This window comes from Pseudomonas sp. JQ36 (genome assembly GCF_053851495.1).
On the sequence record NZ_CM132642.1, the window covers coordinates 5,681,269 to 5,705,582 of the forward strand.

At 59.1% G+C, this 24,314-nt stretch carries 22 protein-coding genes, 1 other RNA gene and 1 pseudogene; 11 read left to right on the forward strand and 13 right to left on the reverse strand.

Annotated features, from left to right (window positions below; all coding sequences use genetic code 11):
• Positions 1 to 84 precede the first annotated feature (84 nt).
• The gene (gene pmrG / locus ACS4NR_RS25580; RefSeq protein WP_204896247.1) at positions 85 to 753 is read left to right on the forward strand and encodes a lipopolysaccharide core heptose(II)-phosphate phosphatase PmrG; all 669 of its coding nucleotides are present in this window, start codon (positions 85 to 87) and stop codon (positions 751 to 753) included.
• Positions 754 to 830: 77 nt separating this feature from the next.
• Here pmrG and ACS4NR_RS25585 read toward each other — a convergent pair whose 3' ends face one another.
• On the reverse strand, positions 831 to 2,309 hold the full coding sequence (locus tag ACS4NR_RS25585) for an ArnT family glycosyltransferase (RefSeq protein WP_456018651.1): 1,479 nt from the start codon (positions 2,307 to 2,309) through the stop codon (positions 831 to 833).
• 30 nt (positions 2,310 to 2,339) lie between these two features.
• Positions 2,340 to 2,927 (reverse strand): ribosomal protein S5-alanine N-acetyltransferase, encoded by a 588-nt coding sequence (rimJ, locus tag ACS4NR_RS25590; RefSeq protein WP_456018652.1) that lies wholly within the window; start codon positions 2,925 to 2,927, stop codon positions 2,340 to 2,342.
• Positions 2,928 to 3,069: 142 nt separating this feature from the next.
• Between rimJ and ACS4NR_RS25595 the strand changes: the two genes are divergently transcribed.
• Positions 3,070 to 3,642 (forward strand): GNAT family N-acetyltransferase, encoded by a 573-nt coding sequence (locus tag ACS4NR_RS25595; protein WP_456018653.1) that lies wholly within the window; start codon positions 3,070 to 3,072, stop codon positions 3,640 to 3,642.
• A 138-nt stretch (positions 3,643 to 3,780) separates the two neighbouring features.
• On the opposite strand, the gene ACS4NR_RS25600 is transcribed toward ACS4NR_RS25595, so the two are convergent.
• Positions 3,781 to 4,704 (reverse strand): hypothetical protein, encoded by a 924-nt coding sequence (locus tag ACS4NR_RS25600; RefSeq protein WP_456018654.1) that lies wholly within the window; start codon positions 4,702 to 4,704, stop codon positions 3,781 to 3,783.
• 177 nt (positions 4,705 to 4,881) lie between these two features.
• Between ACS4NR_RS25600 and ACS4NR_RS25605 the strand changes: the two are divergent.
• A pseudogene (locus ACS4NR_RS25605) lies at positions 4,882 to 5,112 on the forward strand (EamA/RhaT family transporter); the annotation flags it as partial.
• Positions 5,113 to 5,145: 33 nt separating this feature from the next.
• Positions 5,146 to 5,823, forward strand: coding sequence for a hypothetical protein (locus ACS4NR_RS25610; RefSeq protein WP_346651670.1), 678 nt, complete (start codon positions 5,146 to 5,148; stop codon positions 5,821 to 5,823).
• A 177-nt stretch (positions 5,824 to 6,000) separates the two neighbouring features.
• On the opposite strand, the gene ssrA is transcribed toward ACS4NR_RS25610, so the two are convergent.
• The 7 genes from ssrA to ACS4NR_RS25645 form a co-directional block, all read right to left on the reverse strand.
• Positions 6,001 to 6,390: a transfer-messenger RNA gene (gene ssrA / locus ACS4NR_RS25615) on the reverse strand.
• 98 nt (positions 6,391 to 6,488) lie between these two features.
• Positions 6,489 to 6,767 (reverse strand): hypothetical protein, encoded by a 279-nt coding sequence (locus tag ACS4NR_RS25620; RefSeq protein WP_456018655.1) that lies wholly within the window; start codon positions 6,765 to 6,767, stop codon positions 6,489 to 6,491.
• 129 nt (positions 6,768 to 6,896) lie between these two features.
• Complete coding sequence (locus ACS4NR_RS25625) at positions 6,897 to 9,707, reverse strand: FAD-binding and (Fe-S)-binding domain-containing protein (protein ID WP_456018656.1); 2,811 nt, start codon at positions 9,705 to 9,707, stop codon at positions 6,897 to 6,899.
• Complete coding sequence (locus tag ACS4NR_RS25630; protein ID WP_456018657.1) at positions 9,704 to 10,375, reverse strand: LutC/YkgG family protein; 672 nt, start codon at positions 10,373 to 10,375, stop codon at positions 9,704 to 9,706. Before ACS4NR_RS25630 ends, ACS4NR_RS25625 begins: the two co-directional genes overlap by 4 nt.
• Positions 10,375 to 11,829: a LutB/LldF family L-lactate oxidation iron-sulfur protein gene (locus ACS4NR_RS25635; protein WP_456018658.1), complete on the reverse strand. Its 1,455-nt coding sequence runs from the start codon at positions 11,827 to 11,829 to the stop codon at positions 10,375 to 10,377. The genes ACS4NR_RS25630 and ACS4NR_RS25635 overlap by 1 nt, the downstream gene beginning before the upstream one ends.
• On the reverse strand, positions 11,826 to 12,650 hold the full coding sequence (locus ACS4NR_RS25640; protein WP_443532080.1) for a (Fe-S)-binding protein: 825 nt from the start codon (positions 12,648 to 12,650) through the stop codon (positions 11,826 to 11,828). Before ACS4NR_RS25640 ends, ACS4NR_RS25635 begins: the two co-directional genes overlap by 4 nt.
• A gap of 150 nt (positions 12,651 to 12,800) precedes the next feature.
• Positions 12,801 to 14,495: a lactate permease LctP family transporter gene (locus ACS4NR_RS25645; RefSeq protein WP_456018659.1), complete on the reverse strand. Its 1,695-nt coding sequence runs from the start codon at positions 14,493 to 14,495 to the stop codon at positions 12,801 to 12,803.
• A 261-nt stretch (positions 14,496 to 14,756) separates the two neighbouring features.
• On the opposite strand from ACS4NR_RS25645, the gene ACS4NR_RS25650 reads away from it, so the two are divergent.
• Positions 14,757 to 15,524 (forward strand): GntR family transcriptional regulator, encoded by a 768-nt coding sequence (locus ACS4NR_RS25650; protein WP_166496147.1) that lies wholly within the window; start codon positions 14,757 to 14,759, stop codon positions 15,522 to 15,524.
• 102 nt (positions 15,525 to 15,626) lie between these two features.
• Here the strand turns inward: ACS4NR_RS25650 and smpB are convergent, their stop codons facing one another.
• Positions 15,627 to 16,109 (reverse strand): SsrA-binding protein SmpB, encoded by a 483-nt coding sequence (smpB, locus tag ACS4NR_RS25655; protein ID WP_003221505.1) that lies wholly within the window; start codon positions 16,107 to 16,109, stop codon positions 15,627 to 15,629.
• A gap of 119 nt (positions 16,110 to 16,228) precedes the next feature.
• Here smpB and ACS4NR_RS25660 point away from each other — a divergent pair, with 119 nt between their 5' ends.
• Genes ACS4NR_RS25660 through ACS4NR_RS25670 form a run of 3 tightly spaced genes read left to right on the forward strand, consistent with a single transcriptional unit; the run spans position 16,229 to position 18,381 of the window.
• Positions 16,229 to 17,632 carry a sodium-dependent transporter gene (locus tag ACS4NR_RS25660; RefSeq protein WP_456018660.1) on the forward strand — a complete coding sequence of 468 codons (1,404 nt, stop codon included), beginning with the start codon at positions 16,229 to 16,231 and terminating at the stop codon, positions 17,630 to 17,632.
• Between the two features lie 7 nt (positions 17,633 to 17,639).
• Positions 17,640 to 18,074 carry a type II toxin-antitoxin system RatA family toxin gene (locus ACS4NR_RS25665; protein ID WP_003221509.1) on the forward strand — a complete coding sequence of 145 codons (435 nt, stop codon included), beginning with the start codon at positions 17,640 to 17,642 and terminating at the stop codon, positions 18,072 to 18,074.
• Positions 18,067 to 18,381, forward strand: coding sequence for an RnfH family protein (locus tag ACS4NR_RS25670; protein WP_456018661.1), 315 nt, complete (start codon positions 18,067 to 18,069; stop codon positions 18,379 to 18,381). The genes ACS4NR_RS25665 and ACS4NR_RS25670 overlap by 8 nt, the downstream gene beginning before the upstream one ends.
• Positions 18,382 to 18,442: 61 nt before the next feature.
• Here the strand turns inward: ACS4NR_RS25670 and ACS4NR_RS25675 are convergent, their stop codons facing one another.
• On the reverse strand, positions 18,443 to 18,970 hold the full coding sequence (locus ACS4NR_RS25675) for an outer membrane protein assembly factor BamE (protein ID WP_095139828.1): 528 nt from the start codon (positions 18,968 to 18,970) through the stop codon (positions 18,443 to 18,445).
• Positions 18,971 to 19,067: 97 nt separating this feature from the next.
• Here ACS4NR_RS25675 and fur point away from each other — a divergent pair, with 97 nt between their 5' ends.
• Positions 19,068 to 19,472 (forward strand): ferric iron uptake transcriptional regulator, encoded by a 405-nt coding sequence (gene fur / locus ACS4NR_RS25680; protein WP_003221515.1) that lies wholly within the window; start codon positions 19,068 to 19,070, stop codon positions 19,470 to 19,472.
• Between the two features lie 75 nt (positions 19,473 to 19,547).
• Here fur and recN read toward each other — a convergent pair whose 3' ends face one another.
• Entirely contained in the window at positions 19,548 to 21,221 is a 1,674-nt protein-coding gene (recN, locus tag ACS4NR_RS25685) for a DNA repair protein RecN (protein ID WP_456018662.1), read from the reverse strand.
• Positions 21,222 to 21,461: 240 nt separating this feature from the next.
• Here recN and grpE point away from each other — a divergent pair, with 240 nt between their 5' ends.
• Together grpE and dnaK are read left to right on the forward strand one after the other, a co-directional pair.
• Entirely contained in the window at positions 21,462 to 22,028 is a 567-nt protein-coding gene (grpE, locus tag ACS4NR_RS25690) for a nucleotide exchange factor GrpE (protein WP_007961425.1), read from the forward strand.
• 102 nt (positions 22,029 to 22,130) lie between these two features.
• On the forward strand, positions 22,131 to 24,047 hold the full coding sequence (gene dnaK / locus ACS4NR_RS25695) for a molecular chaperone DnaK (RefSeq protein WP_003221521.1): 1,917 nt from the start codon (positions 22,131 to 22,133) through the stop codon (positions 24,045 to 24,047).
• Positions 24,048 to 24,314 lie beyond the last annotated feature (267 nt).

Here is a 24,314-nt window from a genome sequence, read left to right on the forward strand (position 1 = left end):
TGCGTTTCACTCGTCACTTACGCCCGTCTCTCTACCCTCGCCGCATCGAATTGACTGTGATGGATGCCGACGAGGCGGCCCGATGTGGAATTGAGATTGAGTCTGTTCGGCGTCAAACGCACGATCTCCCTGAGCGGACTGGCGCGCTATCGCGACAGTTGGGTGGTGCTTGGCGCGTCGCTGCTGGTGATTCCGCTGACCCTGTGGCTGCTCGCCCCGGCGGCGGTGCCGGACCTGGCCCATGGCAATGTGTCCGGCGACCGCGCGCTGGCGGCCGGGTGGGCCAAGGGCGACATGATTGTGCTGGTGCGTCACGTCGAACGCTGCGATCACTCGCCGGCGCCGTGCCTGAGTGGCGATGATGGCATCACCGACCGCTCGCGCAGTGTCGCAGTCGGTGTCGGCGCTCAGTTCGAGCATCTGGGCCTGAATAACGCCGATATCTATAACAGCCCGATGCTGCGCACCGTGCAGACCGCCGGTTACATGTTCAACCGCGCGGCCAGCGAAGACTGGCTGATCAGCTGCAAGGGCCACATCCTGCAGGAAGCGCTGGCTCACAAGCTCCCGGGGCGCAATCTGATCCTGGTGACCCACAGCGAGTGCATGGCGGAGCTGGAAAAGGACTTGAATACACCGGTTTCTGACCCGGGCTACGGTTCCTCACTGTTTGTGTCTGTCGCAAACAAAGCGGATCCGCGGGTGCTTGGTTTTATCGAAGCCTCCGACTGGCATTCAGTGACCACCCAATGAACTGACGTTGCCTTCCCGTCAGCCGAAACAAAACCCGTCAGTGACGGCGGGTTTTTTATTGTCTGGCGCGAATGTCGTCAGTAGCCGACGAAGTAGTACGCCTGGCGCCCGACCATCATGGTCTTGAGTATTTTGAGTGGCGCGGCGGGTTCGCTGTCTGCCGAGATCACCGCGACGTTGGCGGGCGAGGCGCTGAGGAAATCGTGCAGTTGCGCGTCGGTGTCTAGCCCTTTGAGCACGCTTTGGGTGTAGAACACGCTGGCACCGCCGACCCGTTCATTGGCCTGAAACAGCGCGACCTGCTGACCGTTGGCCCGCAGGCTCTGAATATGTTGGGTCAACGGCAGGAACGACAACTTCTTGTCTGCGTTGGGCAATGCCCACTGCGCGGCGCCGAGGTAGCTGGCGATCACCACCGTGAGCAATCCTGCGGCAATCGCCTGACGATGACGGGCGACTTTTCCGATGAAGCGGTCGGCGGTTTCATGCGCCCGCAAGCGATCGAACAACACTCGCGCGTACTCAGCAGCGATCACCGCCGCGGCCGGGGTCATCGACATCAGGTACACCGTGCGTTTGCTCGAGGCCAGGGTCAACATGATGAACTGCGCGACGATCCACAGACTGAAAAACAGCAGATAGCGGTTGGCCTTCAATTCTTTGCGGAAATGCCACAGGCCCAGATACACCAGAATGTTCCACGGCAGGAACGCTTCCGGCAGTTTGGCCAGATAGTAATAGAACGGCTCGTAATGCCCGGCCTCGACGAACGAGCCGCTGAAGCGGCCGACGCTGTTGGTCAGCAGCACTTCAGCGACAGCGTGCGAGCCGCCGCGCTGATAGAGCACGGCGAGCCAGATCAGCAACGGAATCAGACCGACTGCCGTGAGCAGGCCGGGACGCAGCCAGGCGCCGAGCTTCAGGTGTTTGTCGATCAGGTTGTCGGCCAGCAGGTAGGCGAAGATCACCACCCCGGGCATCGCCAGGCCGAGCACGCCTTTGCTCAGGGTGGCGATGGCGATCCCGACGATAAACAGCAGCGAGTTACCCGCGTTCGCTGCGCGTTGCGCCTGAAAAAACGCCAGTAGCGCCGTGCTCACGCCGAGCGCCAGCAGTGCATCCTCACCGACCCCGCGCACATTGCTCCAGTAACTGGCCATGGTCGCCAGCAGAATTCCCGCCGTCCACGCGACCGCTTTCGGCCGACCGAAACGGCGCAACATGCCGTACAGCAGCATCACGCTGAACAATCCGGCCACCGCCGACGCCAGCCGCACCGCCCACGGCGAAACGCCGAACACGCGCATGGCGCCGGCGTCCAGCCACAGGCTCAGCGGGGGTTTTTCCAGAAACGCTTCGCCGAACAAACGGGGCGTCACCCAGTCATCGTCCAGATGCATCTCCATGGCGATCCCGGCGACCCGGGCCTCGGTGGAGCCTTGCAACTGGTGGTTACCCAAAGCGAAAAAAAACAGCAGGGCGGCGAGTAGAAACAGCGAAGTGGCAGCGCGCGGCATAGGGTTCAGGCAACCGGAAAGAGCAGGAGCCTTGAGCATACTTCGCCAATGCTTAACAAATTGTGAAACTCACTTCAGTTGTCGCGACCAACGCTTCTCCGGCGTTTCGAACAACGGATTGACCAGCGCTGTCAGCACGTGATCCTGCCAGCGTCCGGCGATGTTCAGGTACGCCTTGGCATAGCCCTCGCGCTCGAAACCCAGACGCTCCAACAACCGCGCGCTGCGCTCGTTGCCGGGCATGTAATTGGCCATGATCCGATGCAGGTTCTGCGTGTCGAACATGTAACCGATGCCCGCCTCCAGACCCTCCTGCATGAAACCCTGACCCTGATGCGCGTGGTCAATGTGATAACCCAGATAACACGCCTGAAACGCACCGCGAATGATCCCGCTGAAATTGCACGCGCCGATCATCTGTTGGCCATCCGGCGTCAGCAGGGCGAAATGCATAGCCAACCCGGCTTCGTAGGCACTGGCCTGAATTTCAAGGCGTCGACGAATCTGCTCCGTGGAAAAATATTCGGTGGTGCGGATCGGCGACCACGGCGCGAGGTGGCGCTGGTTGCGTGCATAGAAGTCACTTTCCAGCTCGGCCTGTTCCGGGGCGAGGATGGCGAGCGTCAGGCGTTGGCAGGGTAGGCTCAGCAGTGACATCGGGTGCTCCGGCGGACAGGGTCGAGGGACAGGATTGATCACGGGGCGGAAAAAAACAAACTGCGCTGGCGTCCTGTAAATTTCTTTGGTTGAGTGCACAGGGTTATCGACTGCGGCATTTCCGGGATTGGAGGAACAAGCAATGGAATTTGCATTGACGGTGAATGGGCTGGCGTTGTGTGTTCGGGCGCCAGACCTGGCGCTTGTCGCTCCGGTGCGCGAGGCGCTGAACGCCAGTTACCGCGAGCATGCGCCGTTTCTCGAGTGGGCGGTTGAACACACCAGTGAGGAGCGGGCGCTGTCGTCCATGCTGCAAGCGCGGGATGATTTCGCCAGCGAGACCGGTGAGCGGCGCTTATTCATCGTGACTGAAGACGGACAAGCCGTCGTTGGCTGCATCGGCCTGGTGCCGCGTCGACGCAAGCGCTATGTCGTCGGTTATTGGGCCAACAGCGCGTTTGCCGGCAAGGGCTACATGCGTGAAGTGCTGCTGCAACTTGTCAGGCGCCTGCCTGAGTTCACCTTTTACCTGACCACATCGTCGGCCAACAGCCGCAGTCAGCGTCTGGCTGAAGCGGCGGGGTTTGCGCTGATCAGGGTTCACCCGCAGGTGCGGCAATCGTCACAGCACGGCGTGCAGGACACTTGGGTGTATCGCTTCGGCAGCAAACGCCAGGCAAAAAAAAGCCCGCGGGAGAGCGCGGGCGAACCGTAGTTTCTTGAATGAGCGAGCGGACTGTACCGTGTTGATCGAAGCGGGGCAGTGAAGAAAAATTCATTTCGGCAGCGAGCGCTCTGCAACGCCTCAGGGCAGGTGATCTGCGGCGAAATCGGCATGACGAGCCAGATCATTTCAGAACTCGGAGACCTTGTCCTCGCGCAAAATCCACCCGGCTTCACCCGCCACCAACTTGTACTGAACCTGACGCATCTTCCCCGTACGCCCCGCGCCAGCGTCGGCACTGTCATACACCGGGAAGCGTTGCACCAGTGAGTTTTCCACCACGGCATACGAGTCCTCGCCTTGATAACCCTCGGCGGTTTTCGGGTTGTCGCTGACCGGAGGCAAGTAGATTGCGCTCAGAGATTTCTTGTTGTTGGCTGAATAGGCGATCAGCTCGCCCGGCAGGCCGCGCCCGGGCGAGCGGGTGAAAACGTAGAGTTCGGGGGAGCCGTCGTTATTAATGTCGGCGACTTCGGCGCGCACCACATCACCCGTGAGCGCCTGGCTGATGACCGAGTTGTCGATCTCCAGCCCCTTGGGAGCGATGCGCAGCGTCAGTTTGCCATCGACCTGCTCGGTGCTGACGTGAAAAGCGATGCCGTGTAATTCCAGCGTCTGATCGAATGGCTGTTGCCGGCTGATGGCATCGCCATTGACCAGCCTCAGCGACAGCTCGTAGTTGGCCACTTCATTACGCCGTGCGGCGTTGCGCATGAGGTAGACCTGAACCGTGTACTCGTCATCGCTGGGCAATGGACCGAGGAAGTGATTGCCCATGACCGAGCCGTTGAACAGCGCGTAATCGGCTCCCTTGGCGAGGATGTTGAAGTAGGCGGAGGTGTTGGACGGTTTGAAATCGACGGTCAGTATCTGGCCGGCCTTGGCGTTGAATCTGTACTGCGCGGTCTGGTCACCCTTGATCGACTGTTTGCGCTGGACGCTGTCGGCGCTGGCAGTGAACGCGATCGGTTCGACGCGCACAGTGGGGGCAACGGCCGCATGGACGGACAAGGAAATCAGCGCGGCCAGCGCTACGGCAATCCAGCTCTTCATCTTCAACTCCATTGCATCTCGATGTTCGCAGCATAGAGCCTGCGTCGAGCGACCGCCCAGAGATTGCGCGGATTAAATGTTGCTGGATTTGAGCACGTGCCAGAGGAGGTGTTCCCTGACACGAATCAGCTGTTCACATAATTCTCACCTGATTTTTGCCGTGATAGGTGCCGGTATTCAGCGTTAATGGCCGTGGGGGTATGGATTTATCTGATGGAAAACCATGTTCATGAGCATCAGCACGAACCGCTTGAGCATGATCATCGGCATACAGACGATGAGCATCATCAACATACGCATGGTTTTGAGTGGGATGGGGTGGAGCCGCATAGTCATCGGCATGTGCATACGCCGATGCGGCACAGGCATGCGCATTTTCCGGATGTGCATCATCGGCATGGGCATTGATTGAAACTCTGAAGTCTGTCGATTGATGTCATTGTGATATCGTCTCTGTCGATTTCTTCAGTCTTTCATTCGAGTCATTCCATGAAACCAATTTTCCTGTTGTTGCCCATTGCGGCCCTTTTTTCTGCTTTCAGCGTTGCCGCTGCACCTTCGCCGGTGGCGTCGTTTGCCGCTTGTGACGATCACTCCCTGGCAGTCGTGCAATCGCCTTTGTTCAAGGATCTGGTGCCGAGCACTGTCGAAAATGGCCAGATCAAATTGTCCGGCGGCACCAAGAGCGATATGGGGCAACGCTGGATGTTCGCCAAGCCGGTCGAAATTGACGGCATGTCGTTGACCGGCTTCTACGCCGAAGATACAGACCTGATGGGCACTCGCATCATCAGTTGGGGGTTCTACGCCAAACAGACGCCGAATGAACTCCACACCCAGTTGGAAAAAGCGGGCGGGCCGCGTATGGACATGTCGCAGGGACTCTACGCACGCGCGGAAATCTGGTCCCACGGCAAATCCAACTGGCAGCCGGAAGACCCATCCGCAACGGCGGGCAAGCTGGTTGTCGACAGTGCCGAGCGCGTGTTCCTGATCGAGCCTGCTCCGCAAGAGCTGACGACTGGCAGCAAGGGGATGTTTACCTGCTCGATTCAAGGCAAGGTCAATGAGGCTATGCTCAAATCCAGCCGCCCGGATCTGCTCAGCGCGGTTCATTGATTTTGATGAATGCGGGTACGAAAAAGGACGACATCGTGTCGTCCTTTTTTGTGAGTAGGCAGAGCATTGCCAGGGTTATCGAGTTTGATCGCTTGCAAGCTGTGGGTTTGCGTGCCCGGTTTGGCGGATGTCCAGATGCGACAAAGCCCGCACAAGGCGGGCTTTGTCGTCGAGAGTTGGTGGAGCCGGGGGGATTTGAACCCCCGTCCGCCAGTGCTCCGCTGTCGGTACTACATGCGTAGCCGTGTCTATTAAGTTAACCCTCAGCGACCCGACGGGCAGGGTGCTTTGGGCGAGTTGTGTAAGTTTTAGCCGCTTCGTCCACAACGTACTGCACGGCGATTCTGTTCTATATGACAATCATTTCGGGTTTACAGACATCCCCTGATGATTGCTGGGCCCGAAGGCACCAGGAGTGCATGTCAGCTGCAATTAAGCAGCGAGAGCAGCACCGTATTGGTCGTCATTGGCAACTATAAGAAGTTGCAACAGTGGATTTACGACTTCTGTTACCAAGTCGGCATGCACCTAAAGTTTCGTCACCGGCGTCGAATCCTAATCGGCCCCGAACTCATTGCCTCGTACATCAGGTGAGGCAACAAGCCTGCGCAGTGTACGCCAATCAGACCCCAAGGCCAACCCGAAGGTTGGCTTTGGGGTTTTGATCAGTTGTTGGTACCGCTAGCTTTTTGCAGATCCAGTTTGGTTTTCGAGGTTTCTGCAACGCAGTCGTCGATTTTGCCTTGGGCTTTTAGCGCCTGGGCTTTGCTCAAACTGGTTTCAGCAATCTGGGTTTTTTCCGGCGACGCTGCCAGCTGGGCCTTGAGATTGTTGATCTCTTGGATATTGGCATCGCACAGGTCGGCAGGCTTTTCGGCGGCGAACGAGGTGGAGGCCATCATCGAGGCAGTAACGAACAGACCTAACAGTACAGAACGTTTCATGTGTATCTCCTTGAACTGAGGGATCCAGACTGCGCTGGCCGTCAGGACGGGCAACCGAGTGGAAGAAAAGCCCCGATTTTCGGGGTCTGTTCTGTGGACTACGGTCGCACGCAAGGGTTCTATTTTTCTTCAGCAGGCCTTGGCCCGGGTCACCCGATCCACCAGATAGACCAAGCCGTGATAGTCGATGCCGCCGTGTTGCGTCAGGCCGATCTCACAGGTGCGGCTGGTGGAAATGCCTTCGCTGCAATGCTGCACCGCGTCCTTGAGTGTGCGCAGCGAGTGGCTGTTCAGCTCCGGGGTGGTGAAGCCCTTGTCGCCGGCAAACCCGCAACAATGAATGCCTTCCGGGATCACCACGGTCTTGCTGCATTTGCGCGCCAGATCGATAAGCGCCTGGCTCTCGCCCAGATGCTGCGTGCTGCAGGTCACGTGAACCGCAATCGGTGCCTCTTGCGGGGTGAACTCCAGTCGATCAAGAAGATGCGTACGGATGAAGCGCACCGGGTCGTACAGATCCAGGCGAACATTTCCCACGTCCTGCACCAGACGCAAGGTGCAGGGGCTGGTGTCGCAATAGATCGGATCGAGCCCGCCACGACTGGCATGGAGGAGGGCGCTGATCAGTTCCTGACGCTTGTGTTCGGCTTGCTCGGCGTAGCCTTTGGAGGCAAACGGCTGACCGCAGCAGAGGTTGTCCTGATTGTCCGGGAACACCACTTGGTAACCGGCCTTTTCCAGCAAACCACGGGTTTTGTCGTACAGCGACATCTGCTCCTTGTCGCCCGCTGCCGGGCCCATCACCCGTGAAACGCAGGCCGCCAGATACACCACGCGTGGACGTTGATCCGACACGCTCGGGCTGAAACGAATGGCTTTTTCCGGTTGCGGCATCGCGTTGGTCCACAGCGGCACCTGGCCTTTGGAAAAGCGCGACAGGGTTGCCGACAGCTTCGCCAGACGCGGAGCGCCGAGCAGCATTCGTGCGCCGTTGGCCACGTGCAGGGTGAAGCGTGCGCCTTGCAGGGTCTTGGCGAAATTTCCTGCGATCCAGTCAGCGGTTTTCTGATGCGTGGCGTTACGGGCGCGGAGCTTTTTCACCAGTTCGCCGGTATTGATGCCTACGGGGCAACGCTGCGCGCACAAGCCTGTCGCGGCGCAGGTTTCAATGCCTTGGTATTCGTAGGCTTGTTCCAGCTCGGTGGTGTCAACGCCGGCACGCTTCTTCGCCTGAATGTCACGCCAGATCACGATGCGCTGGCGCGGGCTGAGGGTCAGGCCTTTCGACGGGCAGACCGGTTCGCAGAAACCGCACTCGATGCATTTATCGACAATCTCGTCAGCCGCCGGCAGCGGCTTCAGGTGCTTGAGGTGGATCTGCGGATCTTCGCTGAGCACCACGTCGGGGTTGAGGATGCCGTTGGGATCGAGCAGGCGTTTGAGCTGCCACATCAACTGATAGGCATCGCTGCCCCACTCCAGCTCAACAAACGGCGCCATGTTGCGCCCGGTGCCGTGTTCAGCCTTGAGCGAACCGCCGAACTCCACCGCCACCAGTTGCGCTACGTCGTCCATGAACGCCTGATAGCGTGCGACTTCTTCCGGACTGTTGAAGCCTTGGGTGAAGACGAAGTGCAGATTGCCTTCCAGTGCGTGTCCGAAAAGGATCGCTTCGTCGTAGGCATGTTTGTCGAACAGCTCGATCAGGCGATTGACGCCAATAGCCAGTTGTTCGACGGGGAAGGTCACGTCTTCGATGATCACCGTGGTGCCGGTTTTGCGCACTGCGCCGACGGCGGGAAAGGTGTCCTTGCGGATGGCCCAGAGCTTGGCGTTCTCGGCCGGATCTTCAGTGAAATCGACCTGCTTCTCCACCGGGAAACGGGTCAGCGAAGCCATGATCTGCGCCAGTTGTTCCTGCAGCAAAGTGGAAGAGGCGGCGCGGGATTCGATCAACAGGGCGCAGGCATTATTCGACAGATGCTGTACGAAATCCGGCATGCCCGGTTTGTCCTGCACCGAGCGCAGACTGCGCCGATCGAGCAACTCTACGGCAGACACCGGTTGGCTTTTCAGCACGGTGACCGCGTTGCAGCAGGTTTCCACATCCGGGAACACAATCAGAGCCGAGGCCTTGTTCGGGTGGTCGATCACCGTGTCGTAGGTCACCGCGCTGATGAAGCCGAGGGTACCTTCGGATCCGACCAGCAGGTGGCTCAAGATATCCACAGGATCGTCGAAATCCACCAGGGCGTTGAGTGACAGTCCGGTGGTATTTTTCAGACGGTATTTGTGGCGAATTCTCGCAGCCAGTTCAGCGTTGGCGCGGGTCTCGCGGCCCAATGTCGCCAGACGCTCCAGCAGATCGCTGTGGCTGACGCGGAAAGCGGCGATGCTGGCGGCGTCTTCGGTGTCGAGACGGGTGCCGTCGGCGAGTACCAGACGGATCCCGGCCAGTGTGTGATAGGTATTTTGCGCGGTGCCGCAGCACATCCCGCTGGCGTTGTTGGCGACGATGCCGCCGATCTTGCAGGCGTTGATCGACGCCGGGTCCGGGCCGATCTTGCGCCCGAACGGGGCCAGCCACGCGTTGGCTTGCGCGCCGATCACACCGGGCTGTAGACGGATTTGCAAGCCTTGATCGCGAATCTCGCGAGCGTTCCAGTTATCCCCCAGCACAATCAGCACCGAATCGCTGATTGCCTGCCCGGACAAACTGGTGCCAGCGGCGCGGAAGGTGACCGGGACTTGATCGCGCTGGGCCAGTTTCAGCAGCGCCACCACTTCGTCTTCGGACTCGACGCGGATGACCAGTTTGGGAATCAGCCGATAAAAACTGGCGTCGGTGCCGAAGGCCAATGTCGACAGCGGATCGTCGAAGCGGCGACCTGCTGGAATCAGTTGCTGCGCATCACGCAGGAAATTCACCGGAAGCGTCATTGGTCCTCCAGGATCAGGACCACCAGATCTTTCGGGCCGTGAGCGCCGTAGGCCAGCACTTGTTCGATGTCGGCGGTTTTCGACGGGCCGGACACCAGCAGCGCATTGGTCGGCATGCCTTGGGCCCACTCGAATTCCTGTTGCACCTGATAGAAGTTGTCGCGGATTTCACTGGCCTTGAGCAGGGCGAAATGCACCGGTGGCACCAGGCTCATCAACCGCGGTTCTTCACGGGTGGGCCAGAGAATCAGGCTGCCGGTGGCGGCGATGGCACCGAGGGTGCCAGTAAGGCTGGCCGGGGTGTCGTTGAACAGCTCGGCTTTCCATTCTTCCATCGGCCGGTTGTAGGACTTCAGTGCCGGCAGATCAGGATTGGTCGCCCAGTGCTGTGTGATGCGCTGCCCGTGGGGTGTAGTCGGTGCGATCAGCAGGCTTGGCAGTTGGCGATCACCCAGCAATTGCGCGAGCAGCGCGGGCCAGTCTGCGCCGGTAGTCAGATGGATCTCGGTGTGCACCGCTTCCATCAGTTTGCGCAGTTGCGGGATACGTTGCTCGGCGCTGTAGGTGTAAGGCTGAGTCACCAAGTCGACATCGAAGTCGTCGGCAATCGGCGTGGTGCCGGTCAGACTTTTCCGTAGCTTGGCGAGGATATTTTGCTTGGCGCTCATCAGCGGTCTCCCTGTTTGCCCAGATGCTCGCGGGCCATGTCGTGCAGTGAGCGGGCGGCGGGTTTTGGTGCGCTGTGGTTTTGCGTCCACGGGCCGACATTGCTCGGGGTCAGGGCGCGCAGGCGCGTGGCGAAGAAACCGAACAACCGATACAGCGTCGGCGAGCTGTTGAGTTTCGCCCAGGCGTTCCAGATGAGGCGCTCCTTGCGCGAATATTTGCTGCCCTGGCCGCGCATTACTTGATGCGGACTGTCCGGAGCTTTGACGTTTTCTTCGCGCAGGCGCCGCAGGATCGCAGGGATCGGAATTTTCACCGGGCACACTTCACCGCAGGCACCGCACAACGACGAAGCGCTCGGGTGATCCGGGACTTTCGCCAGACCGACCATGTGCGGGGTGATGATTTTGCCGATCGGTCCCGGGTACACCTCGCCATAGGTGTGACCACCGACGCGGGTGTAGACCGGGCAATGGTTCATGCAGGCGCCGCAGCGGATGCAGTTGAGGGTCTGGCGCAGTTCGCTGTCGGCGAAGGCCTGGCTGCGACCGTTATCGAGCAGCACCAGATGCACTTCCTGCGGGCCGTCGAGTTCATGTTCCTTGCGCGGGCCGGAGATCATGTTGACGTAAGTGGTGATCGGAATGCCCAGCGCCGAGCGGGTCAGCAGCGACAACAGCGGCACCACGTCGCGCAGGTTTTCCACGACCTTTTCGATGCCGGTGACGGCGATGTGCACCGGCGGCACGGTGGTGGTCATGCGTCCGTTGCCTTCGTTTTCCACCAGCAGCAGGGTGCCGGTTTCGGCCACGGCGAAGTTGACGCCGGAAACGCCGATGTCCGCTTCGAAGAATTTCTGCCGCAGGACTCTGCGACCGATCTGAATGAGTTGGTCAACGTCCTTGGTGTACTCCACGCCAAGTTTGTCGTGGAACAAGGACGCGACCTGACCGGCATTCTTGTGGATCGCCGGCATAATGATGTGTGAAGGCTTCTCGTGGTCGAGCTGGACGATGTATTCCCCCATGTCGGACTCCAGGCATTCAACACCTTGAGCCTCGAGGAAATGGTTCATCTCCATCTCTTCGCTGACCATCGATTTGCCCTTGATCACTTGCCGCGCCTCGTGAGCGCGGATGATCGAAAGGACGATGCCATTGGCTTCGTCCACCGTTTCCGCCCAGTGCACTGTCACACCGTTGCGGGTCAGGTTCTGTTCCAGTTGCTCGAGCAGGTCGGGCAAATTGGAGAGCGCACGCGCCCTGATCGAGTTGCCCAGGGCGCGCAAGTGTTCTCTTTCGTGGGCATCGCTGAAAGCCGCTGCCCGCTTGGTCATCAGTGAATCCATCGCAGTGCGGAAGTTGTTCCGTAGCTGCTGATCACCCAGGGCGTTGTGTGCCCGGGTGCGGAAATCTTCTTCTACGGCAACCGTAGGAATAATCGTCGAGGTGCTCATTGCGCACCTCCGGTTCGTTGCCACAGAAAGCTGGCGAGATGTTGCCCGCGCAGCGCTTCCTTTTGTTTCTCCAATGCGCCGTTGATGTTCATCAAACAGCCACAGTCGGCGCTCAACACCTTGTGCGCGCCGGAATCCTTCAACGCTTTGGTCTTGTCAGCCACCATCGCGCCGGAAATGTCTGGCATACGGACGCTGAATGTCCCGCCGAAGCCACAGCATTCGCTTTCATGGTCATGGTTGACCCGTTCCACGTTGCTCAACTGCGCCAACAACTCGCGGCCGTGCAGGTGGGTGTTCATTTCGCGCCGTGCCGAACACGAGGTGTGCAGCGCGACTTTCACCGGCTCACCGCTGTCCTTGAGCTGCACCTTGCAGACGAACAGCAGAAACTCGGCCAGTTCATAGGTGCGGGCCGCGAGGGCCTGCACCTGTTTCAACGTTTGCGGCTCGTCCTTGAACAAATCGGCGTAATGCTCGCGCAGCATGCCCGCGCAGGAACCCGACGGCACCACCACCGGATAATCCCCGGCAAACAGCGCCAGTTGCGAGCGCGCGACCGTCCGCGCCTGCTCGGTGTAACCCGAGGTGTAGGCCGGTTGTCCGCAGCAGCTCTGCCCTTGCGGGTACTCGACCTTGATCCCTTCGCGCTCCAGCAAGTGGATCGCGTCCATCCCGGCTTCGGGGTAGAACAGGTCGACCACGCAGGTGCCGAACAGGTAGACCTGCGACGGTTTCTCGCTGGGGTATTGCCGAGGTTCGGGCAATGGCGGTGCGACGCGAGTGGCGTTGGGCACAGCGTTGTAAAAAAGCTCGCTCATCAGGCGTGTCTCCGGGTGGGCCCGGTTATCCGTCTGTGGCGGCTGCTGAATATAAAGAGCCTTGCTTTCAGCAGCCTTACAGACCGGGTGGTGAATTGCTGACGCCGGAATCACCAGCCGGCGTCGGTTATTTCCGTTTTGTTTATAGGTTTAGTGCACCAGCATGCCGGTGAACCAGTAGGCCTGGGCCAGAGTGATCAGGCCGACAATCGTCGCAAAGAATAGGCTGTGCTTGAGGGTGAAGCGGAACAGATCCGATTCCTTGCCCACCAGCCCGGTCGCAGCACAGGCCACGGCAATCGATTGTGGCGAGATCATCTTGCCGGTCACGCCACCGCTGGTATTGGCGGCGACCAACAAGGTGTCATTGACGCCGATCTGGTGTGCGGTGGTCGCCTGCAGCGAACTGAACAGGGCGTTGGACGAGGTATCAGAGCCGGTGAGGAACACGCCCAGCCAGCCGAGGAACGGCGAGAAAAACGGGAACGCGGCACCCGTACCGGCCAGCACCAGCGCCATGGTCGAAGACATGCCGGAATAGTTGGTGACGAAGGCGAAGGCCAGCACCATGCCAATCGACAGAATAGGCCAGCGCAGTTCGTAGAAGGTCTCTTTCAAAGTGGTCAGACCAGTTTTGAAGTTGATCTTCAATACCAGCATCGAGATCAGTGCGGAGAAGAAAATCGCGGTGCCGGTCGCGGAAATCGGGTCGAGTTTGAACACGGCCGGGATGGCGGTTGGGGTGGTGACGATCGGAGCAGTCTTGATCACTAATTGATCAAGGTGCGGGATCGCGAAGTTGAACACCCAGGCGTACATCGAGCCGCCGGCGGCGAACATCGCTTTGAAGGGCTTGAGGGTCCAGATGGTTACCAGCACGGTGAGAATCAGGAATGGCGACCAGGCGATGAAAATTTCCCAGAGGCTGTAAGGCGATGCCACGGTGCTGCGTTTCTGGCCGAAACCTCCTGCGCTGGCGGTCACCACTGAGGCCGAAACGGCGCCGGCGATGTGTTGGCCGGCGGCGCGTTTTGGCTGCCAGACTTTGAGGAACAGGGTCAGGGAAATCAGGCTGGCCAGGGCCGAGGTGATGTCCGGCAGCTCCGGGCCGATGAAGTTCGAAGTGAAGTACTGGGTCACGGCGAAGCTCAGGCCTGCGACCAGTGCTGCCGGCCAGGTCTCACGCACGCCGCGCAGGCCGTCCATCATGAACACCAGCCAGAACGGCACGAACAGCGACAGTAGCGGCAATTGGCGACCGGTCATGGCGCCGATCTTGAACGCGTCGATGCCGGTGACCTGGCCGGCCACGATGATCGGAATCCCCAGGGCGCCGAACGCCACGGGTGCGGTGTTGGCAATCAGGCACAGGCCGGCGGCGTACAGCGGGTTGAACCCGAGACCGACCAGCAGCGCGGCGGTAATCGCTACCGGCGCGCCGAAGCCGGCGGCACCTTCCAGAAACGCACCGAAGCAGAAACCAATCAGCAACACCTGCAGACGCTGGTCGTCGGTGATCGACAGCACCGAACTGCGAATGACCTCGAACTGACCACTCTTGACCGTCAGTTTGTAAAGGAACACCGCCGCGACAATGATCCAGGCAATCGGCCACAGACCGTAGGCAAAGCCGTATCCGGCCGCGGCGAAGGCCATGTCGACCGGCATGTGGAAGGCGAAAATCGCCACGGCAATCGACAGGGCCAGCGTGATGCTGCCGGCCACGTGACCCTTGAGGCGGAACACCGCCAGAGCCAGAAAGAAGAAAACGATGGGGATAACGGCCGCAAGAGCGGAGACGCCGAGACTGCCGAGCGGGGTATAGAGCTGTTGCCAGGTTTGCATATGGGGTGGCCCCTAATTGTTGTTGGTCAGGCACTGTCAGCGTTCTTGGTTAATTGGTAATACCAATTTACAATCGCTGTTGGCTAGGGTAAAAGCCTTGATGTCGGTGTGTCAATTTGTCGCCCTGAAACTTTTGTCGAATAAGCGGTGCAGAGGTCATCTGATCCGGTCGGGCGAATGTGCTCTGACAGGTGCCGGCGGGGCGCCGATAGGCCAGAATAGAGAGCCCGGCGAGCGGTCGGGATCGTGGAGAATTGAGTTATGGGGTTTGATCAGATTCGTCAGCGCCGTTTGTCTGACGATATTGTCGAGCGACTCGAGGGGATGATCCTCGAGGGCACGCTGAAGTCCGGTGAGCGGCTTCCGGCTGAGCGCGCCCTGGCCGAGCAATTCGGCGTGTCGCGTCCGTCGTTGCGCGAAGCGATTCAGAAACTGGCGGCCAAGGGCTTGCTGGTCAGTCGCCAGGGCGGCGGCAACTATGTAGTGGAAACGCTCGGCTCGACCTTCAGTGATCCTCTGCTATTGCTGCTGGAGAGCAACCCCGAAGCGCAGCGCGACTTGCTGGAGTTTCGGCACACTCTGGAGGCATCGTGCGCCTATTACGCAGCATTGCGCGCTACGGACGTGGATCGTGAACGTCTGACCGCAGCGTTCAACGAGCTGCAGGATTGTTACACGCGGCATGACGAAGTGAGTCGGGTGGAAGAGGGCGCGGCGGATGCCAGGTTTCATCTGGCGATCGCCGAAGCCAGCCATAACGCGGTGCTGCTGCACACCATTCGCGGGTTGTTCGATCTGCTCAAGCGCAACGTGGTGACCAACATCGGCGGCATGTACAAGCAGCGTACGGAAACCCGCGACATGCTGATCTCTCAGCACCGGGAGCTGTATCTGGCGATTATCGAGGGGCGTGCGGAGCAGGCGCGCGAGGTTTCCAGTCGGCACATTCTGTATGTGCAGGAGGTGCTGGAAGAGGTGCGGCAGGAAGTTCAGCGCATGGCTCGGGCGGAGCGGCGCAAGGGGATGTAGCTTTTAGAAGCAAAAAGATCGCAGCCTTCGGCAGCTCCTACACGGAAATTCTCATTCCTGTGTAGGAGCTGCCGAAGGCTGCGATCTTTTAAAGCAGGAAAATTACTCTTCCTTGCCCTTGTTGCGCACGGCGCGCTGCAATTCACGACCGGCGTCGCGTTCGCGCTCGGTGTCACGCTTGTCGTATTCCTTCTTGCCCTTGCCCAGAGCGATCTCGCACTTGACCATGTGCTTGCTCCAGTAGAAGGACAGGCACACGCAGGCGTAGCCTTTCTGTTGCACGGCAGCGGCGAGTTTTTCCAGCTCGCGCTTGTTGAGCAGCAGTTTGCGGGTGCGGGTCGGATCGGCGATGACGTGGGTGCTGGCGGTCATCAACGGCGTGATGTGACTGCCGAGGAGCCAGGCTTCGCCATCCTTGAGCAGCACGTAACTGTCGACCAGTTGCAGCTTGCTTGCCCGCAGACTTTTTACTTCCCAGCCGGCCAGGACCAGACCAGCCTCGAAACGATGTTCGATGAAGTAATCGTGTCGCGCCTTTTTGTTCTGCGCGATGGTCCCTGTTGGGTGTTTCTTCTGTTTAGCCATAGGGGCGGCATTATATGGAGATAAACGGTCCTCGGCTACGGTGATGCTGCGTGCTTGAGCAGGTTGATTGAATCCCGGACAATGCGGCCTCTTTTTCTAACGCTTGGGCGTGATATTCAATGTCGACAGACAAGGTTTCTGTCCACGGCAGTTGGGCTAGCCGCTGGGTTTTCATATTCGCCGCGACCGGTTCGGCCGTGGGACTGGGCAGCATCTGGAAATTCCCCTACATGGTCGGGGTCTACGGTGGCGGCGCCTTCGTGCTGATGTTTCTGGCCTGTATCGCCCTGATCGGGATCCCGGTCATGCTGGCTGAAACCCTGATCGGCCGCCGCGCACGACAGAGTCCGGCGAACGCCCTGAAGGTGCTGGCGCTGGAAGTCGGGCATTCGGGCAAGTGGTCGTGGGGCGCATTTGCCGGGATGATCACGGCGTTGCTGATCCTGTCTTTCTATAGTGTGGTTGGCGGCTGGTCGCTGGATTACATCATCGACATGGGGCGCGGCGACTTCCAGGGCGCCACGGCGGAGCAGGTCGGCGCTTATTTCGGCAATGTGATCTCCGATCCCTGGCGCCTGACACTTTGGCACACAGTTTTCATGCTGTTGTCGGCCGTGGTGATCGCCAAAGGCGTGGTTGCCGGGCTTGAGCGCAGCCTGCGGATCATGATGCCGCTGCTGTTCGTGATGGTGCTGGTGTTGCTGGGTTACAGCATGACCACCGGGCATTTCATGGAGGGCGTGCATTTCATGTTCGACTTCCATCCGGAAAAAGTCCTCGATGGCTTGCTGCCCGCCATGGGCCATGCGTTTTTTTCCCTGAGCGTGGGCGTCGGCTCGATCATGATCTACGGCGCCTACATGACCAAGGAAGCGTCGTTGTCCGGCACTGTGGTCGGTGTGGCATTGCTCGACACCTTTGTTTCGCTGGTGGCCGGTCTGGCATTGTTTCCGATTGTGTTCGCCGGCGGTTTGAACCCTAGCGAAGGCCCCGGCCTGATGTTCGTCAGTCTGCCATTTGCCTTCGGTAACGTGGTTTTCGGCCAGTTGATGGGCGTGGTGTTCTTTGTCCTGGTGGCAATTGCCGCCTGGAGCTCGGCGATTTCCCTGCTAGAACCGATGGTTGCCTATCTGGTTGAGCGCACGAAAATCAGCCGTGGCTGGGTGACTTTCTGGCTGGCATTTATCTGCTGGTTCGTCGGTCTGGGTACGGTTTTCTCCTTCAATATCTGGAAGGAAGCCAAATTTTTCGTGAACGATGGCGGGCTGTTCCACCTCTACCAATGGGGTGCGGCGGGCGGTCTGGACTTCTTCGGCGTGATCGATTTCTTCACCTCGCGGATCATGTTGCCGCTCGGTGGGCTGTGCTTCGTGCTGTTTGCCGGTTGGGTGATGGGCCGTGAGGCGGTGCGTGACGAGTTGTCGATTCGTAACCCGGCGCTGTTTGCCCTGTCCTTGTTTTTGATGCGCTACGTGGCGCCTATCGGCATTCTGGTAGTGTTTGCCGCTCAGCTCTGGAAGTAACGCTTACATGACGACACATATTCAACGTTCGGCGTTGCTGCCATACCCGGCGCAATTCCTCTACGACCTGGTCAACGACGTCGCGCGTTACCCGGAATTCCTGCCATGGTGCTCGTCCGCCGAGGTGCTGGAGAGCTCGCCCGAGCACATGCGCGCCAGCGTTGGTGTGGCCAAGGGCGGTCTGAGTCAGCACTTCGTCACGCGCAATACGCTGGTGCCGGGGCAGTCGATCGAGATGAACCTGGAAGAGGGGCCGTTCAACCAACTGCATGGCGTCTGGGTCTTCAAGGCCTTGAACGAGAAGGCCTGCAAGATCAGTCTTGATCTGTCGTTCGATTACGCCGGGCCGCTGGTACGCGCGACACTCGGCCCGCTGTTCAATCAGGCGGCGAATACTCTGGTGGATGCGTTCTGCCAGCGTGCCAAGCAGATGCATGGTTGAGCCGGTGATCGAGATTGAAGTGGTGTATGCCGCCGTGGATCGTCAGGTTCTGCACGCTTTGAGCGTTCCAGATGGGGCGACAGTGCGTGAGGCGGTGCTCAAGTCAGGTATCGGGGAAGAATTCCCTGAGCTGGATTTGAGCGAGTGTCCGTTGGGAATCTTCGGCAAGGTGGTGGCTGATCCACAGGTTCGCTTGATACAGGCGGGGGATCGTATCGAGATTTACCGGCCGTTACTGGCGGATCCGAAAGAGGTTCGGCGCCTGCGGGCGGCCAAGGCTGCCGAAGCCAAGGTACGAAGTCAGTAGGCTGAGCAAATCGCAGGCAATAAAAAACCCGGAAATTCCGGGTTTTTTATTGCCTCGCATATTACTGCGGCGAGGTGTCCAGCGGCTCAGGCGTCGGAACCGGAACGGTTTCAACGCCGTCCACGTCCTTCTGGATCTGATCCAGCAAGGAGCCTGGTTTGGCTGGTTCTTCCGGTTTCGGCTTCTCGGCGTTTTCAGCAGGGGCGGTCACGCTGGTGCCACTGTCCTTGCCGAGAATGGCTTCGTCACGACTTACGCCCGGCATGAAGTCACCGGACAGGCTGACAAGCTGGTCGTTGGAGTTGAAATTAACACTCACGCGTTCCTGTTGGCGTTCACCGCCACCAGGTTGCAGGCTGTACAGATAATCCCAGCGATCGGCATGGAACGTGTCGGTCAGCAGAGGGTTACCCATGATAAACCGTACTTGCCGACGGGTCATTCCCGGGCGTAACTGGTCTATCATGTCCTGCGTGACGACATTGCCCTGCTGGATGTCGATTTTGTAAACCCCGGGGAATGAACAACCGGCGAGTGCGAGCAGTCCCACAAAGGTGAAACTGGTTAGCAAGAGCTTGGTGTTTTGCATCGGTGGGCGACTTCCACTATCTTGGCTGGGACAACGTAAACGCCGATCATACCCGCATTAAGAGAAGCTGCGAAGCAGCATCGCGAGAAAGCTGACCATGGTTGAAAATAGCGAACTACGCAAAGCCGGCCTCAAAGTGACCCTGCCACGGGTCAAGATCCTGCAAATGCTCGACTCTACCGAGCAGCGTCACATGAGTGCCGAAGACGTCTACAAGGCGTTGATGGAAGCGGGCGAGGACGTCGGTCTGGCCACGGTTTACCGTGTTCTGACCCAGTTCGAAGCCGCTGGCCTCGTGGTCCGTCACAACTTCGACGGTGGCCACGCGGTATTCGAACTGGCCGACGGTGGCCACCACGACCATATGGTCAACGTGGAAACCGGTGAAGTCGTCGAATTCGTCAGTCCGGAAATCGAAAAGCTCCAGAAAGCAATCGCCGAGGAGCACGGTGTTGATCTGGTAGATCACAATCTGGTGCTGTACGTACGCAAGAAAAAGTAAGCATGTCGCGCGAATTTCAGGTTCGCGAAACGAACGAAGGCGGCCCAAGGGTCGCCTTCGTGCTTTCTGCTGCTCTTAAATTTTTGCGGTAACCACCATTTTTTTCGCGTGAGCCAAGGATTCTTTGGTCAGGTCGATGCCGCCCAGCATCCGCGCCACTTCTTCTATACGGTCGTTCTTGCTCAGTTTGGACACTGCAGTGTGAGTCGCCTGCTCGCCGCGCACCTTGTGCACGAACAAATGCTGATGCCCTTGCGCCGCCACTTGCGGCAAGTGCGTCACGGTCAGCACCTGCCCGCGATCGCCAAGACGACGCAACAACTGGCCGACGATTTCAGCAGTTGGCCCGCCGATGCCCACGTCCACTTCGTCGAACACCAGGGTTGGCACCCGTGAGGTCTGCGCGGTGATTACCTGAATCGCCAGGCTGATCCGCGACAGCTCGCCACCGGAGGCCACTTTGGCCAGCGCCTTCAGTGGCTGGCCGGGGTTGGCGCTGACAAGCAGTTCGACCTGTTCCAGGCCGTTGGGCAGCAGTTCCTCGCTGCTGTTGGCGCGCAATTCAATGGTGAAGCGCCCGCCCGGCATGCCCAGGCGCTGGATTTCCTGCTCTACGGCGCTGGCAAGGCTGCCGGCGGCCTGATGACGCAAATCGCTCAGCTCGCGGGCCTTCTCCTGATAGTGGCGCGCGTAGGACGCCAGTTCTTCACCCAGGCGCTCGATGGATTCGTCATTGGCATTGAGCGTTTCGATCTCATCCAGCAGTTTCTGCTGCATCTCGGCGACTTCGGTTGGCTGGATCCGGTGCTTGCGGGCCAGGGTGTAAATCGCGTCGAGGCGTTCTTCCAGATATTGCAGGCGCGCCGGATCGGCATCGAAGTTGTCGAGGAAGCGATTGAGTTCGCCCACGGCTTCTTCGACCTGGATCTGCGCACTGGTCAGCAGGCTGCTGGCTTCGCCCAGTGCGCCCACCGAGTTGTTCACGCTCGACAGGCGGTTGAGGCTGGCGGTCAGTGCATTCAGTACGTTGCCGGAATCGCTTTCGCTGCACTGCTCGACCACCTGTCGGCAAATGCCAAGCAGGGTTTCGGCGTTGGTCAGGTTCTTGTGTTCCTGCTCCAGCTGTTCGAGTTCGTTTTCGCCGAGGCCGAGGTTTTCCAGTTCTTCGAGCTGGTAGCTGAGCAATTGGTGACGCGCGCGTTGTTCGTCGCCGGAATTGGAGAGGCGCTCCAGCTCCTGGCGAGTCTGACGCCAGCGCTGCGCGGCGAGTTGAACCTGACGGGCCAGATCGGTCGCGCCAGCGTATTCATCGAGCAGGCGCCGGTGGGTATCGGTTTTCAGCAGGGACTGGTGTTCGTGCTGGCTGTGGATATCGATCAGCAGTTCGCCGAGTGCCTTGAGATCGCCGAGAGGGCAGGGCGTGCCATTGATGTAGCCGCGCGAACGGCCTTCGGCGGTGATGACCCGGCGCAGGATGCACGGACCGTCGTTTTCGAGATCGCGCTCGGCCAGCCAGGCATGGGCTTCGGGAATGTCGACCAGGTCGAAGGTGGCCAGGATATCGGCCTTGTCGGCGCCCGGGCGGACCACGCCGCTGTCGGCGCGATCGCCGAGGGTCAGGCCCAGGGCGTCGAGCATGATCGACTTGCCGGCGCCGGTTTCCCCTGTGATCACACTCATCCCGCGATCGAGTTCGAGATCGAGATGTTCGACGATGGCGTAGTTGTGTACGGACAGGTGCACCAGCATAAAGGCCGCTCCCAGGCTTTAGGTCTGGTTATTTATACAGTGTTTTGTTTCTGGCTGACAATGCCCTCGCTTAGCTCGATTCGCTTGATCCGATCAAATGCTTAGTCCGAGCGGGAATGACAATGCAGCACTTTTTTGTAGGGTTAATCATTGCAGGCCCTTGAAGCCTGATTTTGCGGCCCCATATATCGGGGCAGAAGCGCGAGTACAGCTCGCGGACGTAATTGAAAGGAGAATTCTATGGCTGACGAACAGACAGTAGATACGCAAAATCCAGAAGCCAATCAGGCGCCCGAGACTTCGGGTGACGACCTGGCGACCCGTGTACAAGTGCTCGAAGAGCAGTTGGCCGCCGCGCAGGATCAGTCGCTGCGCGTAGCTGCCGATCTGCAGAACGTCCGCCGCCGTGCCGAGCAGGATGTCGAGAAGGCGCACAAATTTGCGCTGGAAAAATTCGCCGGTGACCTGCTGCCGATCGTCGACAGCCTGGAGCGCGGCCTCGAGCTGTCGAGCCCGGACGACGAAAGCATCCGCCCGATGCGCGAAGGTATCGAGCTGACCCTGAAAATGTTCCATGACACGCTCAAGCGTTATCAGCTTGAAGCGATCGATCCGCATGGCGAACCATTCAACGCCGTTCACCATCAGGCGATGGCCATGCAGGAAAGCGCCGACGTAGAACCGAACAGCGTTCTGAAGGTGTTCCAGAAGGGCTACCAGCTCAACGGTCGCCTGTTGCGTCCGGCCATGGTTGTGGTCAGCAAGGCGCCGGCGCCAATTTCGCCTTCGATTGACGAGAAGGCTTGAAATTAGCCGCAAGGCCCCCATTTAGAAGTCAAGCGTTTAAGTATTACCGCAGTTAGCCACCACTGCTGCGGCAACAAAATCCAAAGTTTCGGGAGAGTGAACATGGGCAAAATTATCGGTATCGACCTGGGGACTACCAACTCCTGCGTCTCCGTGCTGGAAAACGGCGTAGCCAAAGTTATCGAAAACGCCGAAGGCGCGCGCACCACGCCGTCGATCATCGCTTACGCCAACGATGGTGAAATCCTCGTTGGTCAGTCGGCCAAGCGTCAGGCAGTGACCAACCCGCACAACACCCTGTACGCGGTGAAGCGTCTGATCGGTCGCAAGTTCGACGAAGAAGTCGTACAGAAAGACATCAAGATGGTCCCATACAAAATCGCCAAGGCTGACAACGGCGACGCCTGGGTTGAAGTGAACGGCCAGAAAATGGCGCCGCCACAAATCTCGGCTGAAATTCTGAAGAAGATGAAGAAGACCGCCGAAGACTACCTCGGCGAGCCTGTGACCGAAGCGGTGATCACCGTTCCGGCCTACTTCAACGACAGCCAGCGTCAGGCGACCAAAGACGCCGGCCGCATCGCCGGTCTGGACGTTAAACGTATCATCAACGAACCAACCGCAGCTGCTCTGGCTTACGGTATGGACAAGGCCAAGGGCGATCACACCGTGATCGTTTACGACCTGGGTGGCGGTACTTTCGACGTTTCCGTGATCGAAATCGCTGAAGTTGACGGCGAGCACCAGTTCGAAGTGTTGGCCACCAACGGTGACACCTTCCTCGGCGGTGAAGACTTCGACATTCGTCTGATCGACTACCTCGTCGACGAATTCAAGAAAGAAAGCGGCATGAACCTCAAAGGCGACCCGCTGGCCATGCAGCGCCTGAAAGAAGCCGCTGAGAAAGCCAAGATCGAGCTGTCGTCCGCGCAGTCGACCGACGTCAACCTGCCGTATATCACTGCAGATGCCACCGGTCCTAAGCACCTGAACGTGAAGATCTCGCGTGCCAAGCTCGAAGCACTGGTTGAAGACCTGGTTCAGCGCACCATCGAACCTTGCCGCATCGCCATGAAAGACGCCGGTATCGACGTTGGCGCGATCAACGACGTGATTCTGGTCGGCGGTCAGACCCGTATGCCGCTGGTACAGAAGCTGGTGACCGATTTCTTCGGTAAAGAAGCACGTAAGGACGTGAACCCGGACGAAGCGGTTGCCATGGGTGCTGCGATTCAGGGCGCCGTTCTGGCCGGTGACGTGAAAGACGTTCTGCTGCTCGACGTCAGCCCGCTGACCCTGGGTATCGAAACCATGGGTGGCGTGATGACCGCGCTGATCGAGAAAAACACCACGATTCCTACCAAGAAATCGCAAGTGTTCTCGACTGCCGACGACAACCAGGGCGCCGTGACCATTCACGTTCTGCAAGGTGAGCGTAAGCAAGCCGCACAGAACAAGTCCCTGGGCAAGTTCGACCTGGCCGACATTCCACCAGCTCCACGTGGCGTGCCGCAGATCGAAGTGACCTTCGATATCGACGCTAACGGCATCCTGCACGTTGGTGCGAAAGACAAGGCGACCGGTAAAGAGCAGAAGATCACCATCAAGGCCAACTCCGGTCTGTCGGATGAAGAAATCCAGAAGATGGTTCGCGATGCCGAGCTGAACGCCGAGGAAGACCGCAAGTTCGCTGAGCTGGCTGAATCCCGTAACAAGGGTGATGCACTGGTTCACTCGACTCGCAAAATGGTTACCGAAGCGGGCGACAAGGTCAGCGCTGAAGAGAAGACCGCGATCGAAGCAGCTGTGGTTGCACTGGAAGCCGCTGTGAAAGGCGACGACAAGGCTGCCATCGAAGCGAAGATCGAAGAGCTGTCGAAAGTCTCGGCTCCGGTTGCTCAGAAGATGTACGCCGAACAGGCTCAGCCTGCTGAAGGCGCGGCACCGCACGACGAGAAAGCTGAAAAGGCTGACGATGTTGTCGATGCCGAGTTCGAAGAAGTCAAAGACCACAAGTAAGTTGTTGGTCGGCCGGTTGACTGCCTTGCGGCGGTGACTGGTAGGATGTCGCCGCGCGGGAGCTTGCTCCCGCGTTGGCGTATCTGGAATACACGAATTTTTACAGCATGCGACAAGGTTCGCCTGCTGCTGGTATGGCCGGGAATGCTCCTGCTTTTCGCGCCGCAAGTACCAAATGAAACAAAGACCAGGATCGTTGAATTGACGTGAGTTGGGTCCGGGCCTGTATTGGGGCTCAACGAGTTTGGCCATCCTCAGGAGGGGTTT

Bases quoted from the DNA above. Each gene is read 5' to 3' on its own strand.
- ACS4NR_RS25585 (WP_456018651.1), bottom strand. From the start codon at position 2,309: ATGCTCAAGGCTCCTGCTCTTTCCGGTTGCCTGAACCCTATGCCGCGC.
- rimJ (WP_456018652.1), bottom strand. From the start codon at position 2,927: ATGTCACTGCTGAGCCTACCCTGCCAACGCCTGACGCTCGCCATCCTC.
- ACS4NR_RS25595 (WP_456018653.1), top strand. From the start codon at position 3,070: ATGGAATTTGCATTGACGGTGAATGGGCTGGCGTTGTGTGTTCGGGCG.
- ACS4NR_RS25600 (WP_456018654.1), bottom strand. From the start codon at position 4,704: ATGAAGAGCTGGATTGCCGTAGCGCTGGCCGCGCTGATTTCCTTGTCC.
- ACS4NR_RS25620 (WP_456018655.1), bottom strand. From the start codon at position 6,767: ATGAAACGTTCTGTACTGTTAGGTCTGTTCGTTACTGCCTCGATGATG.
- ACS4NR_RS25625 (WP_456018656.1), bottom strand. From the start codon at position 9,707: ATGACGCTTCCGGTGAATTTCCTGCGTGATGCGCAGCAACTGATTCCA.
- ACS4NR_RS25630 (WP_456018657.1), bottom strand. From the start codon at position 10,375: ATGAGCGCCAAGCAAAATATCCTCGCCAAGCTACGGAAAAGTCTGACC.
- ACS4NR_RS25635 (WP_456018658.1), bottom strand. From the start codon at position 11,829: ATGAGCACCTCGACGATTATTCCTACGGTTGCCGTAGAAGAAGATTTC.
- ACS4NR_RS25640 (WP_443532080.1), bottom strand. From the start codon at position 12,650: ATGAGCGAGCTTTTTTACAACGCTGTGCCCAACGCCACTCGCGTCGCA.
- ACS4NR_RS25645 (WP_456018659.1), bottom strand. From the start codon at position 14,495: ATGCAAACCTGGCAACAGCTCTATACCCCGCTCGGCAGTCTCGGCGTC.
- ACS4NR_RS25650 (WP_166496147.1), top strand. From the start codon at position 14,757: ATGGGGTTTGATCAGATTCGTCAGCGCCGTTTGTCTGACGATATTGTC.
- smpB (WP_003221505.1), bottom strand. From the start codon at position 16,109: ATGGCTAAACAGAAGAAACACCCAACAGGGACCATCGCGCAGAACAAA.
- ACS4NR_RS25660 (WP_456018660.1), top strand. From the start codon at position 16,229: ATGTCGACAGACAAGGTTTCTGTCCACGGCAGTTGGGCTAGCCGCTGG.
- ACS4NR_RS25665 (WP_003221509.1), top strand. From the start codon at position 17,640: ATGACGACACATATTCAACGTTCGGCGTTGCTGCCATACCCGGCGCAA.
- ACS4NR_RS25670 (WP_456018661.1), top strand. From the start codon at position 18,067: ATGGTTGAGCCGGTGATCGAGATTGAAGTGGTGTATGCCGCCGTGGAT.
- ACS4NR_RS25675 (WP_095139828.1), bottom strand. From the start codon at position 18,970: ATGCAAAACACCAAGCTCTTGCTAACCAGTTTCACCTTTGTGGGACTG.
- fur (WP_003221515.1), top strand. From the start codon at position 19,068: ATGGTTGAAAATAGCGAACTACGCAAAGCCGGCCTCAAAGTGACCCTG.
- recN (WP_456018662.1), bottom strand. From the start codon at position 21,221: ATGCTGGTGCACCTGTCCGTACACAACTACGCCATCGTCGAACATCTC.
- grpE (WP_007961425.1), top strand. From the start codon at position 21,462: ATGGCTGACGAACAGACAGTAGATACGCAAAATCCAGAAGCCAATCAG.
- dnaK (WP_003221521.1), top strand. From the start codon at position 22,131: ATGGGCAAAATTATCGGTATCGACCTGGGGACTACCAACTCCTGCGTC.